General features: G+C 58.4%; 15 protein-coding genes and 1 pseudogene. 10 read left to right on the top strand and 6 right to left on the bottom strand.

Going from position 1 to position 16,094, the window contains the following annotated elements; genetic code table 11:
* The first annotated feature begins 396 nt into the window (after nucleotides 1-396).
* The 3 genes from LN450_RS18365 (at nucleotide 397) to avrBs1 (ending at nucleotide 3,467) form a co-directional block, all read left to right on the top strand.
* Nucleotides 397-693, top strand: a complete 297-nt coding sequence (locus LN450_RS18365) for a hypothetical protein (RefSeq protein ID WP_225307022.1) — start codon at nucleotides 397-399, stop codon at nucleotides 691-693.
* A gap of 275 nt (nucleotides 694-968) precedes the next feature.
* The gene (gene xopH / locus LN450_RS18360; protein ID WP_011345706.1) at nucleotides 969-2,039 is read left to right on the top strand and encodes a type III secretion system effector XopH; all 1,071 of its coding nucleotides are present in this window, start codon (nucleotides 969-971) and stop codon (nucleotides 2,037-2,039) included.
* A 99-nt stretch (nucleotides 2,040-2,138) separates the two neighbouring features.
* Nucleotides 2,139-3,467 carry an AvrBs1/Avra family type III secretion system effector gene (avrBs1, locus tag LN450_RS18355; RefSeq protein ID WP_225307021.1) on the top strand — a complete coding sequence of 443 codons (1,329 nt, stop codon included), beginning with the start codon at nucleotides 2,139-2,141 and terminating at the stop codon, nucleotides 3,465-3,467.
* Nucleotides 3,468-3,738: 271 nt separating this feature from the next.
* Here avrBs1 and LN450_RS18350 read toward each other — a convergent pair whose 3' ends face one another.
* Nucleotides 3,739-4,305: a recombinase family protein gene (locus LN450_RS18350; RefSeq protein WP_011345705.1), complete on the bottom strand. Its 567-nt coding sequence runs from the start codon at nucleotides 4,303-4,305 to the stop codon at nucleotides 3,739-3,741.
* A 189-nt stretch (nucleotides 4,306-4,494) separates the two neighbouring features.
* On the opposite strand from LN450_RS18350, the gene LN450_RS18345 reads away from it, so the two are divergent.
* From LN450_RS18345 to LN450_RS18325, 5 genes are all read left to right on the top strand, one after another.
* Nucleotides 4,495-4,755, top strand: a complete 261-nt coding sequence (locus LN450_RS18345; RefSeq protein ID WP_005917852.1) for an antitoxin — start codon at nucleotides 4,495-4,497, stop codon at nucleotides 4,753-4,755.
* A gap of 8 nt (nucleotides 4,756-4,763) precedes the next feature.
* Nucleotides 4,764-5,153: a type II toxin-antitoxin system VapC family toxin gene (locus LN450_RS18340; protein WP_223301037.1), complete on the top strand. Its 390-nt coding sequence runs from the start codon at nucleotides 4,764-4,766 to the stop codon at nucleotides 5,151-5,153.
* A gap of 24 nt (nucleotides 5,154-5,177) precedes the next feature.
* Nucleotides 5,178-5,441 (top strand): hypothetical protein, encoded by a 264-nt coding sequence (locus tag LN450_RS18335; protein ID WP_005917846.1) that lies wholly within the window; start codon nucleotides 5,178-5,180, stop codon nucleotides 5,439-5,441.
* Nucleotides 5,442-5,447: 6 nt separating this feature from the next.
* Entirely contained in the window at nucleotides 5,448-6,635 is a 1,188-nt protein-coding gene (locus LN450_RS18330; RefSeq protein WP_011053001.1) for a zeta toxin family protein, read from the top strand.
* A 279-nt stretch (nucleotides 6,636-6,914) separates the two neighbouring features.
* Nucleotides 6,915-8,141, top strand: a complete 1,227-nt coding sequence (locus LN450_RS18325) for a replication protein RepA (protein WP_011345704.1) — start codon at nucleotides 6,915-6,917, stop codon at nucleotides 8,139-8,141.
* Nucleotides 8,142-8,471: 330 nt separating this feature from the next.
* On the opposite strand, the gene LN450_RS18320 is transcribed toward LN450_RS18325, so the two are convergent.
* Both LN450_RS18320 and LN450_RS18315 read right to left on the bottom strand, forming a co-directional pair.
* On the bottom strand, nucleotides 8,472-11,435 hold the full coding sequence (locus LN450_RS18320) for a Tn3 family transposase (RefSeq protein ID WP_011345703.1): 2,964 nt from the start codon (nucleotides 11,433-11,435) through the stop codon (nucleotides 8,472-8,474).
* Between the two features lie 20 nt (nucleotides 11,436-11,455).
* Nucleotides 11,456-12,412, bottom strand: a pseudogene (locus LN450_RS18315) (site-specific integrase); the annotation flags it as partial.
* A gap of 191 nt (nucleotides 12,413-12,603) precedes the next feature.
* On the opposite strand from LN450_RS18315, the gene LN450_RS18310 reads away from it, so the two are divergent.
* Nucleotides 12,604-13,665: a DNA-binding protein gene (locus LN450_RS18310; protein WP_228892922.1), complete on the top strand. Its 1,062-nt coding sequence runs from the start codon at nucleotides 12,604-12,606 to the stop codon at nucleotides 13,663-13,665.
* 126 nt (nucleotides 13,666-13,791) lie between these two features.
* Nucleotides 13,792-14,640, top strand: a complete 849-nt coding sequence (xopAF, locus tag LN450_RS23300; protein WP_199822664.1) for a XopAF/AvrXv3 family type III secretion system effector — start codon at nucleotides 13,792-13,794, stop codon at nucleotides 14,638-14,640.
* A gap of 120 nt (nucleotides 14,641-14,760) precedes the next feature.
* Here xopAF and LN450_RS18300 read toward each other — a convergent pair whose 3' ends face one another.
* The 3 genes from LN450_RS18300 to tnpA form a co-directional block, all read right to left on the bottom strand.
* Nucleotides 14,761-14,961, bottom strand: a complete 201-nt coding sequence (locus tag LN450_RS18300; protein WP_005934416.1) for a transposase — start codon at nucleotides 14,959-14,961, stop codon at nucleotides 14,761-14,763.
* A gap of 188 nt (nucleotides 14,962-15,149) precedes the next feature.
* Nucleotides 15,150-15,422 (bottom strand): IS66 family insertion sequence element accessory protein TnpB, encoded by a 273-nt coding sequence (tnpB, locus tag LN450_RS18295; protein WP_005918020.1) that lies wholly within the window; start codon nucleotides 15,420-15,422, stop codon nucleotides 15,150-15,152.
* Nucleotides 15,416-15,718, bottom strand: coding sequence for an IS66 family insertion sequence element accessory protein TnpA (gene tnpA, locus LN450_RS18290; protein ID WP_005923977.1), 303 nt, complete (start codon nucleotides 15,716-15,718; stop codon nucleotides 15,416-15,418). Before tnpA ends, tnpB begins: the two co-directional genes overlap by 7 nt.
* Between the last annotated feature and the right edge of the window lie 376 nt (nucleotides 15,719-16,094).

The raw sequence follows: 16,094 nt of genomic DNA, 5'->3' as shown, positions 1-16,094 counted from the left end.
CAGCCATGACTTCGGTGAGCCTTATCTGTTCGGAATCTGGCAGTCTGGGCGTCGAGAGCCGGCGTGGGCCACCGTGAGAGCCTGGATCGTTACCGATCGTCGTGTAGCTGGGTGCCCACGCCGGTTTCTCCCCCGTATCGCCCGAACAGTTGCCAGTGTTGCCACGCGTAGACGTAAGGCTGGGCAGGCAGGGGAGCTCTCGACCTCTTCAAGCCTAACGGAGTTTACCCATGAATGGCATCGGGATTGATGTGTGCAAGGCCAAGTTGTTCGTGGGGCGTGGTGCAGAAAACGGTAGGGTGTAGCCGCAGCACCATCAGCAAAGCCGTCAGGTTCGCTGGGCGTACCACCAGAGCGCCCGCATTGGCGAGTACGCCAGCGTCGCTCTCCGTAACCGTGATTCTCTGGCTCCATGTCGAGAACGGGAGCAAGTTCACCCGAGGGAAGAAGCGGGTACGCGAAGACGTCGGCAGCCTGGTCACCCGTTTCTACGACAGCACCAAGCTCAACGATGCGGAATACCGATTGGTGATTCGATACGCCAACGATGCCGATCTGAAAGAACGACTCGACGGGTTGTTACACGAGATCTGTCATCTGGCCGATCTACGCAATTGCGTGGTCGACGACATCAGCGTCAAGAACGAGGCCAACGGTTTGTACTGGGACGAATGCGATGGCGGGTGGAAATGATGGACGGAATTTTCTGGGGTTCCGGCTTACACCCCCGTTCTCGGCAGCCGTGAACACGCCAATCCACTCGGCATCGCCGAACACCGGGATGTTCGCGTTGTGTGTGGCGAAACCAAGATCAGACTACCGATCTGCTGCACGGCAGGCATTTCACAGATCCGGCGCCAGGCAGGCTTCGATATCGCGATTGACGACATAACTTCCGATCACGATATAAAACTAGTTAGCGCGACAATTAAAATTAGGAGTTCTAATCCATATATAGGCGCCTGAAAATGCCGAACAAAATCTCCGGCTCAATTGCACCATCGGCCAGCAGCGACGCGATGAAGAGTGCCGACTGCGCTGAGAATATTAAAGAGGAAGTTGTATCAAAACACGTTCATCAAGCGGTTCCCGCAGAACTCGCCGATCTACCAAGCCGGCAACCACCTCGGTCAAAAACAGCACTTTATCAGGTAATCCAGAAATTCAGAGACCCTTTGCCTCTCCCGCCACCACCCACGTCACATCCTGTTCTAGCTTACGACAGGGATCTAGGATCATCCGATAATTTTCGCTCTTCGGATGAATTTGACCTCCCCGAAAGTCTCAATCCGACTGGTTGGAAAAACTTGCACGTTTCAGGTAGCGGCAGTATAGCGTCCATTGGACAGATTACTAGGTTGAGGCCGTCCAAGGAGCGCCCAGTGGTCGTTCTGGATGCTCGCGAAGAGTCGCATGCCATTGTCGGCGGTTATCCGGGTACTTGGCGTACACCAAACAACTGGGGCAATGCTGGCAAATCACGTGACGAAGCCTTGGCAGACGAGCAACAGAGGATTCAAGCGCTTAAATCGCAAGAGACGGTACATATCTTCCATCGCAAAGATGTCAAGAGCGAAGCCCGCAACCCACGCGGGGCGACGTTAAGTAAGCCACTGATTTTTAGCGAAGAAGAGCTTGTGAGAGCTGCGGGCGCCAAATATGTACGTTTGACAGTGACAGATCATCTTTCACCACGGGCGGACGATATTGATGCGTTTATTGCAATGGAGCGGGAGATGGCCCATGATGAGAGACTGCATGTACATTGTGGTATGGGCCTAGGCCGTACGACAATATTTATTGTCATGCATGACATACTAAGAAATGCTGCAATGTTATCGTTTGATGATATCATCGAACGGCAACGTAAATTTAATCCAGGGCGAAGCTTGGATAATAATAAAGACGTTTCTGACAAGGGGCGCTCAGAATTTCGTAATGAACGGTCAGAGTTCCTTCCTCTATTCTACGAGTACGCCAAGCAAAATCCAAAGGGCCAGCCATTGTTATGGTCCGAATGGCTCGACCACAATGCATAAATCGCAAGTACATTTTCGGCTATGACGGACTTGTGCTCGATGCGCTGGCGGCTTTCTCGATAAATATCAATTAATATAAATATCGAACTAATGTCCGACATGAAAGTTAATTTCTCTTCAAAAATAATAGATTCAACACCCAGTGAAGAGGAGGTCGCCACTCAGCAAGATAGTTATACGAAATCTGGACTGGTGGCGCCATCGCTCGATTCACAAGCCTTGAAAAAAGCACCTAGAAAAAGAGTAATAAAAGAAAATATAGCTGCTTTGCACACCTCATCGTTAGAGCGAGTTCATCAAAAGAAGGTATTAGTTCAGAATTTAGCGCAGTTGCAGAGAGGGTTGGCTAAGATAAATGGTAGAGTCGAACTCGAAGAGCTAATTGATGGATTTTCAGTCAAGGAATTGCTAATAAAAAGAAATCCAAAGATTGCTGAAGAGTATGGAGAAGGAAATCCTTTAATGATTCGATCTCTAAGATTTTCAAACCCCCAAGAGGTGACTAGTAAGCTTGGGGCGGAAGGAAAAACGCCAGCCAAAAGAGAGGTTGATACGATTTGCAATAAATCCACGCTGCATGACATTGTCATGACGCCCGCCTCCCTTGTAAAAAAGGAAGTGCGGATGAACCTGATATCTGAAGTCCCAAGGGCGAAGGATAAACAAAAATACAGAGGTCTTCCTTCAGTCGTATATGGCCAAAGCAGCCGCCGTAGTGAATCAGACTATCTAACGTCTCGAAATGGTTTCGGCGACGTGCACTCTTTCAAATCCAATAACGCATTTAATTCCGACTACGAAAAAATATGTGGGTCGCTTAGCCATGCCGAAAAGTTGGGGTTAATTGAAAGGAATCTTACTCCCTTTATAAGGCATGATCCAGATAGAATCTCCACCGACTTTGTTCACTCTATTGAAGAATTGGCTGAACACCAGATGCTATTGCAATCAAGAAAACCTGCCAGTGCTTTGCGGCATAATGAATATTGCACCAAGCTTGAACTGTGGGATGCTAAAGCTATAGCAGTTGGTGAATCTCGTGCCTTGGCGGTCGCTACCCTGATTGAATTTAATTTGGAGATGTTGTCGATAGCACAAGAGATAGATGATGATGGGCACAAGAGTAAAATGGTCGCCGATTTTATCGAGCGCCAACTATCATGGCTTGGCCCACAAACCGCACTTGACAGCAAGTCAACGCTTGAAAGGGTTTCAGCGGTGACCATACAAGAAAGGGAATTTATCGCTAATGAGATTAGCCGATCGTTGCGTCAAGGTGTTTCACTTTGCACTTACGATAAAGATGAAGCAGGAAGTCATATCCGTGAAATGAGTTTGTTGGATTTTAGGGTTGAAGAAATCATAGAGGGGATAAGTATTTTTATTTCCTCCAAGCTTTTACATGTTACAAATGCAGGAGAAGCGTAAGAGAAGAAGTATCCGCCACAATCGTAGCGGCGGACCGACGTCCTTACGCCCTTCTGGAGGGTCGGCAGGGATTCGTGTAAAAGACCTTTGCTGAGAGCCAGTTAGCTCACTTTTGGCTGTTTTTTAAACGAATCCCTGCCGACCCTCACTGGTGAGTTCACGGCGGACCCTGCGCCATCCCCAACTGGCGATCCTGCCTTACTTCTCGGCAAGTCCTGCTCCAGCAGTCAATTCCCGTGATGTCATTCTCAGAGGACAGCTGCACGGAATGTCAGGAGTCGGCTGCACTTGTGGATTGCAGCGCGGCGTATAGAGCCGTCTTGCTCACCTTGAGCCGTGTAGCGGCCTCTCGGGCATTAAGCCCGTTGGCGATGTGCTCCCGCGCTCGCTGCAACTTGTCGGCCGTGACAACCGGCTTTCGCCCGCCCTTCCGCCCGCGTGCGGCGGCAGCGGTCAGCCCGGCCTTGGTGCGCTCGCGGATCAAGTCGCGCTCGAACTGGCCCAGTGCGCCGAAGACGTGGAAGATGAGCCGTCCGCCCGGCGTGGTGGTGTCGATGCTTTCGGTCAGCGACCGGAAGCCGACGCCACGCGCTTCCAGCGCGGCGATTGTCTCGATGAGGTGTTGCATCGAGCGCCCGAGCCGATCCAGACGCCAGACGGCCAGCACGTCGCCGGCGCGCAGGTAGGCCAGCGCATCAGCCAAGCCGGGCCTGTCGGCCTTGGCCCCAGAAGCCGTGTCCTCAAAAACGCGCGCGCAGCCTGCCTTGCGTAGCGCATCCGTCTGCAAAGCGGTGTCCTGTTCCGCCGTCGATACCCGCGCATAGCCGATCAGTACCATTACCGCCCCTTTTGTCCGTCTTTCCGTCCGCCCATCATAATGTCCGACAACCCATTAAACAAGCGCATTGCCGGACATTGTCCGGCATGACCGCCTAATGATCGTTTGTCGGACAGGCATACGCCTTGATATATACCAAACATTGGCATATCCTACGGTATATCCCAACCTTCACCCAGAGAGGAAATCGTGAGCCAAGTTGCCAAGCTGTTCATCAATGGCCGCAGCCAGGCAGTCCGCTTGCCTGCCGCCTATCGCTTTACCGAGAAAGAGGTTTTCATTCGCCAAGACCCGGAGACCGGTGACGTCATCCTGTCTCGGAAGCCTGCAACGTGGGAGGACTTCTTTATCGCACTCAAGAGCGCAGATGTGCCTGCTAATTTTCTAGATGCCGCCGAGCGCAATCAGGGCACGCAGGACCGTGATCCTTTTGCGGGATGGCGCGAATGAAGCGGTACATGCTTGATACCAACACCGTGAGCCATCTCGTCAAGAGCCATCCGGCTGTCTCTCGACGGGTCATTGAAGTGCCTATGACTGCGCTATGTATGTCCGCAATTACCGGTGGGGAGCTGATGTTCGGCTTGGCTAAGGTGCCAGACGCCAAACGCCTTCAGCAAGCCGTCATGGAACTCCTGCGGCGCGTGGATGTGCTGCCTTGGGATGGCGCGGTAATGGAGCGTTACGGAAGCGTAAGAGCGGACCTAGAAAAGCAAGGTAAAGCGCTTGGGTCGCTCGACATGCTTATCGCAGCACATGCACTGGAAACGGATTCTGTCCTCGTTACCAATGACGCCGCATTTAGTCGTGTTGTTGGTTTGACCGTGGAAGATTGGACACGCAGCTAACGTGCATCACCGAGGATAAAGACCATGAACACTCCCCTTTCACCGATTGCTAAAACAGCCCGCTTGGAGGCCGCAACGGAGACACTGGCCGAGTACATCGGCTACCTGAACAGCGAGATCGACGCCGAGCAGGACAAGGCCGAGCCGAACGCTGGTCGCATCGAGGCGCTAGAGCACGAGCTAGAAATCGTGGTTGACGAGCGCCGCGCCATTACGCCCGACAATCTCAGCCTGATTAACCGGGCCTTGTATGTCTACGCACCCCTGCTCAAACCGATGCACGGGTGACGCGGCATGGACGAAAAACGCTTCCAACTGAGCACACGCAAGCACACGGCCGCTTACGAGAAAATCGAGCGGCATCACTTCAAGGACACTGCGCCGGCCGACCAACCGCAGGCAATCATCTTGGGCGGCCAGCCCGGCGCAGGCAAAAGCGGGTTGCTCGAAGCCAGCAAACAGGGCTTTGCAGATCGCAACGTTGTCACGATCAACGGCGACGAGCTGCGCTACTACCACCCTCAATACCGAGACATTCAGAAGGCCGACGAGCGCCGGTTTGCCGAGCTGACCGACCCGCACGCCCGGCCGTGGACCAAGCAGCTATTCGACCGCACCATCGAGACACGTCGCAACGTCGTGTTTGAAGGCACGATGCGCGAAGCCGGTCCTATCACCGAGACGATGCGACGCCTCAAAGAAGCCGGCTATTACGTCGTCGCCCGCGTAATCGCGGCCAACGAACGCGACAGCATGGCCGGCATCCACCGCCGCTATGAAGAACAGAAGGCGGCCAAGGGCTTCGGCCGCTGGTCGAATGTGCAGGCTCATGACGACGCCTACAAAGGGATGCCGGCGACGCTCGAATACATCGAGCACAACAAACTGGCTGACCGCGTGCAGGTCTACGACCGTAAGGGCAACGTGCTGTACGACAACGAGCTGCAGGGCAACGAATGGAAACGGCAGCCGGCAGCAAAGACCGCCATCGAGGCCGAGCGCGAGCGCCCGCCTACGCCCGAGGAACGCCGACAACAAGAGGCCGAATGGGCAACGATCCTTGCGATGATGACCGCACGCCGAGCCGACGAACGCGAGATCGAACGCGTGCGCGACGTAGCGCGCCAATACGGAGGGCAGCAATACCCGGAGCATAAGCCGGCCGAGTACGAGCGCCAGGACTACGGCCGGCAGCAACCAGAGCTGCGCGCACCCGAGACCGGCAAGACCTACCAAGGCCCGATTGTGTCGGCCGACGACAAGCACGTCATCCAGTCAGTCAGGGAAGCCGGCCGCGAGCTGCACATCCAGCACGAACGACTTGTACTGAACAGCGACCGCCGCGAGCTGCTGAACGCCGGCACTAACGTCGAGATTCGCTACCCGTACAACCGGGTCGGCATCGTGAAGGAATGGGGAGCAAAAGAGATTCAAGGGCCGGCATCCAAGGGCATCGAACCCAAGGATTTTGGCAAGAGATAGATGTAAGCGGCGAGGTTGAAGGAGCCGCCCTACAACCCCGCCTAACCCGTGCGAACTTGTACAAGGAAACAGACCATGTGGCACATCCGTAGGGCTGAAAGCATTCTAGCAAAGGGGTGTGGCCACGTCTGCGAAACGCAACCGCAAGCGCCCAATAAAAAATCCCGGCCGGAGCCGGGATTAAATTCCAATGTTCAACCCCTCATCAAGAGGGGCTTAACGGTCGGAATTGTAGCAGCCGTGCGGTTGTAAGAACAGAGACGAGGAAGGACGTTTGAAATGAAGAAAATCAGCGAACTAACCGCCCAGCCAACATCGGCCGAAATGCTCCAATGGCGTGACGGATACCGGCACCACCTTGAATCAAAGGGTATCCCACCAGAATCTGCCGCAGATTTGGCAGCCAAGGTTAGCTATCGGGCCGACCTCTACCCTACCGACCTAGCCGCGACGCGCCCCCTATTCCAGGTCGAACCGCCGACCGCACCGGGAGAACAAGCCACGGATGCCAAAGTCCCCCCGCTAAAAGACTCCCGGCCAGACAAGGCAAAGCCCACTAAGGCGGCAAAACTTAAGCGCGTAGAACCGGCCGCGCTTGAGCGGAAGCCCAAAACTACGACAGCTACCGCGCGCGAAGAACGTCTAATCAAAACGGCCGCAGAGATTGCCGGCGAACGTCCGGATGACGACGACCGCGCCTATATGCACTCGATCATGTGCCAAGTCGGCTTGCCACGATCCAAGGTGGACGGCACATCGTTTGAGCGGCATTCGGGCGGCGCAGCGCTACTTGTTGAAGCTGGCAAATTATGGGACGGCAAGCAGTTCGTGCAACAACCAATCCCCTACGGGGCCATGCCGCGCCTGATGTTGGCGTGGATGAACACCTATGCCGTTCGGTTCAACTCGCCAGAGATTCCGGTAGGCGACAGCGCGAGTGAATTTCTGCGGATGCTCGGTCAAAAGAACATCACAGGCGGCGAACGGGGCACCTTCACCAATTTCCGCAAGCAGGTACAAGCCTTGTCCGCCTGCCGTATGACCTTGGGCTTCAACGCGAACGGCCGCGCCCACACTTACGAGGGCAAGCCCATCAAACACTTCGAAGCATGGATCAATCTGGAAGAGAAGCAGCGCGCTCTTTGGCCCGGTTCCGTGACGTTTTCGCAAGACTACTACCTGACGCTCAAAGACCACGCCGTACCACTCGACCTGCGCGCCTTCATGGAGCTGAAAGGCTCGGCGCTCGATCTTGACGTGTACGCGTGGCTTGCCCAGCGCCTGCATCGCATCGAGGGCCGGCCGGTCGTGCTGTATTGGACAAATTTGCGTGATCAGTTCGGGCAGGAGTATCAGGGCAAGGAAGCCGACAAGGACTTCAAGAAGAAATTCCTGCCCTCACTCCGACGCGTGCTTGCCGTCTACCCCGATGCGAAGGTCAAGCAGGTGACAGGCGGAATCATGCTGATGGCTTCGCCCCCGCCGATACCCTACAAAGGCTCATAGCACTCCGCAGCGCTGGCGACAGCCCTTGGCTGTTGCCACGCAGAATCGGACCCCCCTCGATTCGATTGTGGGTAAGTCGGTGGATACAGCAAGTTATCCACGCAGAATTAGACCCCCCTAGTCACGCAGAATCGGACCCCTCCCACACCGAAAAGCACGCAGAATCGGACCCCTTTGCCACGCAGAATCGGACCCCCCCTAAACCGATAGGTTATTGCCTTTAGTTTTTGCCTATATAGGGGTTCAGCCGACATACGTGTAAAAATAGCTCACAAGATCGGATTTCATCCATTGCATCAGTGAGTTAGCGGATATTTTGGCGCACCAAAACTACCCTGCCAATGCCAGTTCAGTCTCATACGGTTCCGGGACCTCCTCCACATCAATCAGGTAATCCCCGAAGCGCTTCACATGGCTGGTCACGTACGGGCTGAGGAACGCCACGTCTTCCCGCGTGATCTTCCACCCCTGCCGCATCAGAGACTTCATGATTCGGGTCTGTTCGACCACGTTGTAGAAGATGACGGCATTGGACACCAGGTCGTTGTATTGGACGGCCTTCTCCTGCTCGACGGGGTCGTTGTCGGCGATCACCCCTTCCCCGCCGAAGAAGAAATACTTCGCGAAGCCGTTGTAGGCCTCCACCTTGTTCGTCGAGGCGGTGATCTGCTCGCGCAGTTCGCGGTTGGAGATGTACTGCAGCAGGAACAGGGTGCGCACGGCCGAACCGAGCGCCTTGAAGGCCTGGTACAGCCGGTTCTTGCGGCTGTAGTTGCCCAGCTTGCGCATCAGCGTCGAGGCCGCGATCTTGCCGGTCTTGATCGAGAGCACGACCTGCATCAGGTCCTTCCAGTGGGTCTCGATCAGATCCCAGTCGACAGTGTCCCGGAACAGTGCATCGATGTATTCGTAACGAATGTCCTCATCGGGGCGGAAGAACTTGTATTCGCACCAGTTGCGGATGCGCGGCATCAGCTGGATGCCCAGCAGATGCGAAAGGCCGAACACCGGCAGCGACTGCCCCTGCGTGTCGGCGTGGACGGTGTCAGGCTGGATGTCGGAGGTGTTCTTCAGCAGGCCATCAATGATGTAGACCGCCTCCCAGACACCGCACGGAATGAAGTGGCTGAACAGCGCGACGTACGTATCGGACACGTGGTGATAGGCGATGCCGCCGTAGCCGCCATAGCGGATGTGGTACGAAGCGAGCAGATTCTGGTCGTAGAGGTCGTACTTGGTGCCGTCGGCGGCTGCGCTCTTGCCATCGCCCCAGCATTTGGGGAGCTGCAGGCCGGCGTAGCTGTTGATGATGTCCCGACAGGCCGCCGCCAGTTTGTTGGCATCCACATGCCGGCGGTTGACGAACGACAGCATGTGCGCCGAGACGGCGCCACGCAGGTGTCGGGCAGCCTGGGCCGGTCCGAGGTTGCAACCATAGGTGAAGGCGGTGAGGACGTAGCGCTCGGTCGGTTGCTCGATCTTGGCGTCCGAGCCGGACAGAGGACCGAAGTGACGGGGCCAGCGCGTCCAGTGGGCCACATCGCACAGGATCTCGATGACGCTGCGTTCGCGCATGCGGTCGAGGACGGCGGTTTCCAGGGCACGGGCCCCGCAGCTCATCTCTTTGGCCTTGCTGCGCTTGAGTACCGGAATGCCATCCTCGCCGATGACCACTTGGCCGTTCTCCAGATAGCCCTGATCGGTCAGCTCGGCGACTTGCGTCAGGCGCGATTGCAAGGCATTGACAAAGCCCACGGCCGTGGCCGGCAGCCCCACCTGCTTGCAGTAATCCTCCAACAGAGGCTCGCACTGCTCCCACGGCAGCAACTGTTCGCGGTAGTCGGCGTAGGTTTCCGATCCGCGCACAGCCACGTCGCCCGATTTCAGTTCGTTGGCCAGCGACGAGAACACGCAGACCTCGAACAGGCGCCGGTGGATGCGCTCCTCGCCGCCCACTTCGGTGCGATGGACGATGGTCTTGCGCCAGAGCTGGGTGGTGAATGCCAGATCGACCGCTTCGTCCAACCAATGGCTGCGGCTTCGTTCCTGCGTCAGGATCAGCTCGATCGCGTCGATCAGCGAGCGGTCCTCCGTGGTCGAGGCCAAGTCCAGCCTACGCACCATCCGCAGGATGGTGGAGCGGTGACTTTTATAGAACGGCCACAGCAGCGGCAAGTGATTGTCGCCACTATGCGCCGCAATGGCGTTGCAGTCGGCCTGCAACGTCTGCACGCCACCATGGGCGTTGACCAGGCGGCGGATTTCACGCCCCGCCTCGGTGTCGCCGCGATGATGGTCGAGGACGCGGACCACATCCGACATCGTCGCCACGATCGCTTCGGTCTTCTCGCGATAGCGCGCCCTCAGCCGCTCCAGTTCCTCTCGGCCCCGGTTGTGGATGTTCCCCATGCGTTTGATGAACATCTCCGCGAGATCGTCGCGCGTCTGGACCCGGGCCCGGTGGATCAAGCACACCAGTACCGCGTAGCGCTTGCCGGGCCGAAACTTGCGCAGCTCGGAAGCATCCAATGCCCGCGCCTCGGCGGCGAAGTGCTTGCGCTTGACCTCCCGGATGCCCGCCAGGTGCACCTCGCTGCCGACCAATTCGCCCAGTTCGGCGATATGGTCGATCAACTCCTGGAAATGCTGCAGCGAAGAGCGCTTGGGTAGGCGCTTGATCGCGTGCAACGGGCTCTTCTGACGCCCCTGTTCGACATGCAGGAGGCCTTCCAGGCGCTGTTTTTCGTCGATGGTCAGTCGAGCCTCGATCTGGGCGAAATAGTGCCCGTTGACCAGCGAGCGGATGCGCCGGGTCAGGCGATCCAGTGTGGAGAACGCCGGCAGCTCGACGCGATCACGCACGAGCTGTTCGATGGCTACATTGATCAGGTCCGCCGGGTTATCCATCACCGCAGCGGCTTCGTATACCGCTCGCGCCGCAATCTTCAGCCCGCCGTCGCTGTAGGCCCGGACCTGCAGGAATTGACGGATCCGACGGTAGTAGCGATAGCGCGAGGCGTTGGCAAGATTCGCTGGCTTGACCTGCACGCGCAGTTTCAGCGCGCTGCGGATATGGCGCACCACCGCCGGCGGGACTTCGTCCAGCACGGGGAAATACCCCAGCCGTTGGAAGGTCTTGAGCAGGATCGTCAGCGTCAGGCGGTGCGCAGGCTGCCGGGTGTACTCGGCAACGAAGGCCACCTCAGCGTCGGTTGGCGTGTAGGCCGCAACCAGTTCGCGGACGACCGGGTTGCGCTTGAACTGCGGGTATGCGGTCCGTTCGATCGACGCCATCCAGCCCCTCAGGTCGTTGCAGGCCTTGGCAGCGCGGGCGCTTCCGGCAGACTGGCTTCGATGCGCCGGCGGGCGAACGGATCGGCCCCGTCGAGGTAACGCATCGCCGAGTGCACGTCGCGCCAGCCGACGTACTCCATCAGCGCCTTGACGTCCCAGCCGTTGGCGTTGGCCCAGCCGGCAAAGCCGCGCCGCAGCGAGTGGCCGCTGTAGTCGTCTGGAGAGCTCAGCCCCGCCTCGCGGAAGATCCGCCGTAGCAGCGGCACCAGGCTGTTGGGGTGGAGTGGCGCGGCGGCAATCCCGCCCCACTGGTTGACTGCGCGAAACAGTGGCCCCTCGTGGAGGGCGGCTGCCGCGACCCAGGTCATGGTGGCAGCCACCGGGCACCAGCGCGACAGTGCCGGGACCTTGTAGGTGGTGCCGGCGTGCTGGCGATCGCTCTTGCTGTGCGGCAGGAAGCAGGTCATGCCTTCGCCGGCCACCAACTCCAAATCCTGAACCTGGAGGCGAACCAGTTCGTCGCCGCGGAAACCGCGCCAAAAGCCCAGCAGTACAAAGGCGCGATCGCGCAGGTGCCGGAGCCGACCGGCCGCATCGTCACGCGTTCCGGCCGCAGTTGCGGCGCCATCGAGCCAATCCACGACCTGACCCAACTGCGTGAGCTGTAGTGGCGTGGCTCGCTTTTCCTGACTCGGATGCACCGTTTGGATGCCCTTGAGCACCTTGCGTACGACGGGCGCCCGCGTGGGGTCGGCGAAACCGTGCGCCTGGTGTCACTGGGCCAGTGCTGCGAGCCGGTGCCTGAGTGTGTTTAGCGCGAGTTGCCCGGCGTAGGCGGCCAAGTAGCGCGCCACCTGCTCTGCGGTCGCCGGCAGATGACCACCCCACTCGACCTCGAAATGGCGGGTCGCCGCGGCGTAAGCGCGTTGGGTGTTGGGTCGGGTGGCGGCTTCCAGGTACTGCCCAACGCTGATCATCGGCTCCTCCAGTCGCCCGATGGGCTGGGGTGTAACGGCCCGCGTGCGAGCCTAGCCGAAAAATCGGGATTAGGCGGGATAATTCAACATTATCCAGCGTAAGCTCAACATTCACAGATGGTCAGTTCAATGTATTGGGTAGTATGTAATTACATGGTATGTAAGACGTTACGAAATACGCGGAGTGACGCATGGCAAGGTCCGGGTTGTACAAAAGCGATGTGCAACGCGCCCGCGCCCGCGATCGCTTGCGCGCAACGGGCACGCATCCGTCCGTCGACGCGGTCCGGGTAGCGCTCGGCAATACGGGGTCCAAGACCACCATCCACCGCTATTTGAGGGAGTTGGAAGAGGATGAGGGGCAAGGCGTTGGCGCGAAGATGGCCGTGAGCGACGCGCTTCAAGACCTCATCGCCCGCCTCGCCGAGCGGTTGCACAGCGAGGCCGACACGGTCGTTGCGCAGGCCCAGTCGCGCTTCCAGGCGCAGCTCCAGGAACGCACCCAAGCGCTGGAGCAGGCCCGGCAAGAGACTGGCTTGCTCAGTACGCAGCTGCAACGCACCGAGGTAGCATTGCAGACCGAACGCGAGGCGGGCGACGCTGCCAGGAGCGAGGTGGCCCGCCGCACCACCGAACTGGCTCAGCTGGAGGAACGGATCGCGGGCCTGACTGTTCGCGTGGCCGAGCACGACGCCCATGCGAAATCGTTGGAACACAAGCACGACCATGCCAGGGAAGCCCTTGAGCACTACCGCACCTCGGTCAAGGACCAGCGTGAGCAGGAGCAGCGTCGGCACGCGCACCAAGTGCAGGAGTTGCAGGTCGCCCTGCGGCAGGCCAACGAGGCCTTGACCGCCAAGAACCACGACCTGATGCAGCTCAACCGCGACAATGGCCAGTGGCTGGAACGCCATACCCGCCTGGAGCAGGAACTGGCGCAGGCACGCCAACGGGCCGACGCCCAGCAACGCGAGCGCGACGCGCTGCGCCTGACGGCCGCCGAGCACCAAGCCCTGCAGGTGCGCTGGACCCAAGATGTCCAGGCGCTGGAAGGTGTGCGCGCCGAACTGGCTGCGGCGCGGACCGAGCTGGTCGAAGAGCGCCAGCGCTGGGAACACGCCGAGGCGGACACCTTGCGGGCCACGGTACGACTGAGCACGCTGGAACAACTCCTGGCGCAGCTGCGGCCAGCGCACTCCGTCGGCGAATCCGAAAAGGCCATCTCAGCCGGTGCAATGCCGGCAGGCAGATGATCAGCCGTTTCGGGGGAAGGCACCGGTCATCCCGTATGCCTTCGTCGTCCCAGCCAGGACTTCGGTGAGGTGAAGCGAAGCGCTCCCCCGCCAAACTTGCTTCTACAGTCACTGCAGGAGATCGACATGGGTCTATGCAATTCAAAGCCGAGCGTGGCAGGGTCACCTGCGCGTTATACAACCCACGCCACAGAGGCGGATCTAGGATCACCCTCATCTTCCTCTCATCAACCAGCAGCTTCAAATGCAGGAGCATTCGATGGTCTAAGCGGGCGCCCGCCAAGATTATCTCATCATCGACGGGCGAGGCGAGGCGGAGAATATACGCTAAGACAAGTTCCTATAGCTGACTATCAAGCAGAAAGAGGACACCCCGGTAGTTCAATAAAAGATCGTAGCGGATCTTTGTTCCCGCGGGTTCGCGTGGACGGTGTTGATGCGGGATCCCCGTATAGCTTTGAGATAGATAGTTCAACTACAGTCAAAGTAGCAGGATTCAACAGCCTGACACCTAACCATGAAGGAACACGGCACCTTTACAGCACTGGAACCAGTCAAGTGAACATGCCTGTAGTCACCGACAATATGACCGCCTGTATTGCGGTCGCATGCGCTGCGGAGAAAATAGATTATTACACAGGCGAACGCATGCCGGGCGCGCAAGTTCGAGTATTCCATCTCCTACCTTTTAATCACGAAGACTTGCTGCCGGAAAACGTTATAGCGTCCATCCGCGATTATATATATGACGTCAGGGCCAATGGCCTGACAATGCGCGTCGCAATGTATGGAGGAGATCGAGACGGTGATTTCTCAGTGAGCACGGCAGAGGCGCTGGAGCGTCTATTCGAGAGTGAAGGAATCCCCGTGGAATTCAATGAAACATGCGCGAATCGCAATTCAGATGCTTTGCTTGGTGCCGTCATTCTAAATGACAATTCAACCCAGTTCATAAAGCATTTGGTTGCTGCCTGACATAAATTCACTGACTAGATATCTTTTTGCGAAAATAATTTGATGGATTTTTCAGAGACGACTACTTGGCGATGGCCACTTGGGCCAGCACGCTGGCATCGGCCTGGCCGCGCTCGATGATCATGGCCGCCAGCTGCGCTCCACTGCGGCGATGTCGGCGGCCAGGGTCTGCTCGAACAGCTGGCGCGGGTCCGGATCCATGCGTTTGGTGCGCGCTGCGAACTGCAGGCGCTTGAGACGGGCGATCTCGGCGGTCAGCGCCGCGTTCTGGGTCTCGCGCACCTGGATGGCGCGGGTCCAGGGCCTAGATGCGGGCGTCACGGGGCGTCTAGCTGCGCAGATTGGTGGGCGATGGTCTGCAGCGCCTGGTCGCGCTCGTCGAACGAGGCGTCGCGTTCATCGCACCATGCGCAGCCAGTGCCGCATCGCGCTGGGACTGCATCGCCAGCAGCGGCGCACGCAGCGCCGACGGGTCGTCGATGGCGGCGGCAGCGCGTCGATCCATGCCGTCAGCATGCCACTGTTACAGCGCCTTGGCACCTGCCATCGGCGGGATAGACAGCCGCTGCCAGTCCACGCCCGCGCACAGTCAGGCAAACTGCCCCCGGGCGGTCGCAGCACAGCAGCTTGATCCGCGTGGCAGCGCGATTGGCGAACACGTAGGCCTCGCCCTCTGCCGGGGTCCGATGCATCGCCGTTTGCGCCGCCAGCAGCAGCCGGTCGATGCCGCAGCGCAGGTCCGTGGGCGCGGTGACCAGCCACCAGCGCTGCAGGCTCAGCATGCGCCCAGCGCACGCAGTAGCCCGACCAGCCACGCCGGATCGACCTGCACCAGCGACAGCCGCATCCCGCCGGCCAGGTGCAACTGCACGGTGGCAGCCGAATCCGGCGCGGCAACCGGCTGCACGCGCAGCGGCAACTCCCCGGCGGGCGCCACGGGGCCTTTGGCCAGCCTGCGCCGCCAATACCCGAAACTGGCCAGCGACAGCCCCTGCTCACGACACCACGCCACCTGGCTCAGCCCATTGACGCGCCACGCTTGCACATGCTCCGCCCACTGTTCGCGCTTGCTGTGCATCCAAAATCTCTGTTTGGAAAGAGCGGCTATGCAAGCGGTAGCCATGAGACTGAACTGGCGTGGCGGTGTAGTTCTGTTGCCCCAAAATATCCGCTAACTCACTGATGCAATGGATGAAATCCAATCTTGTGAGCTATTTTTACACGTATGTCGGCTGAACCCCTATTCCATGTAGGCACAACTCAGGACTACGATCCAATGATGCAGCGCGAACGCTTTTGCAGCGCCCCCAAAGTCGAATCCGAATTGCTCACTCATCGCTTTGCTCCTAGATGATTTGATGCGGCGCGAGGGTGGAGATCCTCACTGCATGGGGACTATTATAGCCTAATTACGTACATACGTACCTACGTACATACGTATTTGAGCAAAAAGA

Origin of the sequence: Xanthomonas euvesicatoria pv. euvesicatoria (assembly GCF_020880415.1) — a bacterium.
Classification (GTDB): Bacteria; Pseudomonadota; Gammaproteobacteria; order Xanthomonadales; family Xanthomonadaceae; genus Xanthomonas; species Xanthomonas euvesicatoria.
The sequence above is the reverse complement of the archived record's forward strand: the minus strand, read 5'-3'. Positions and strand labels throughout refer to the sequence as shown.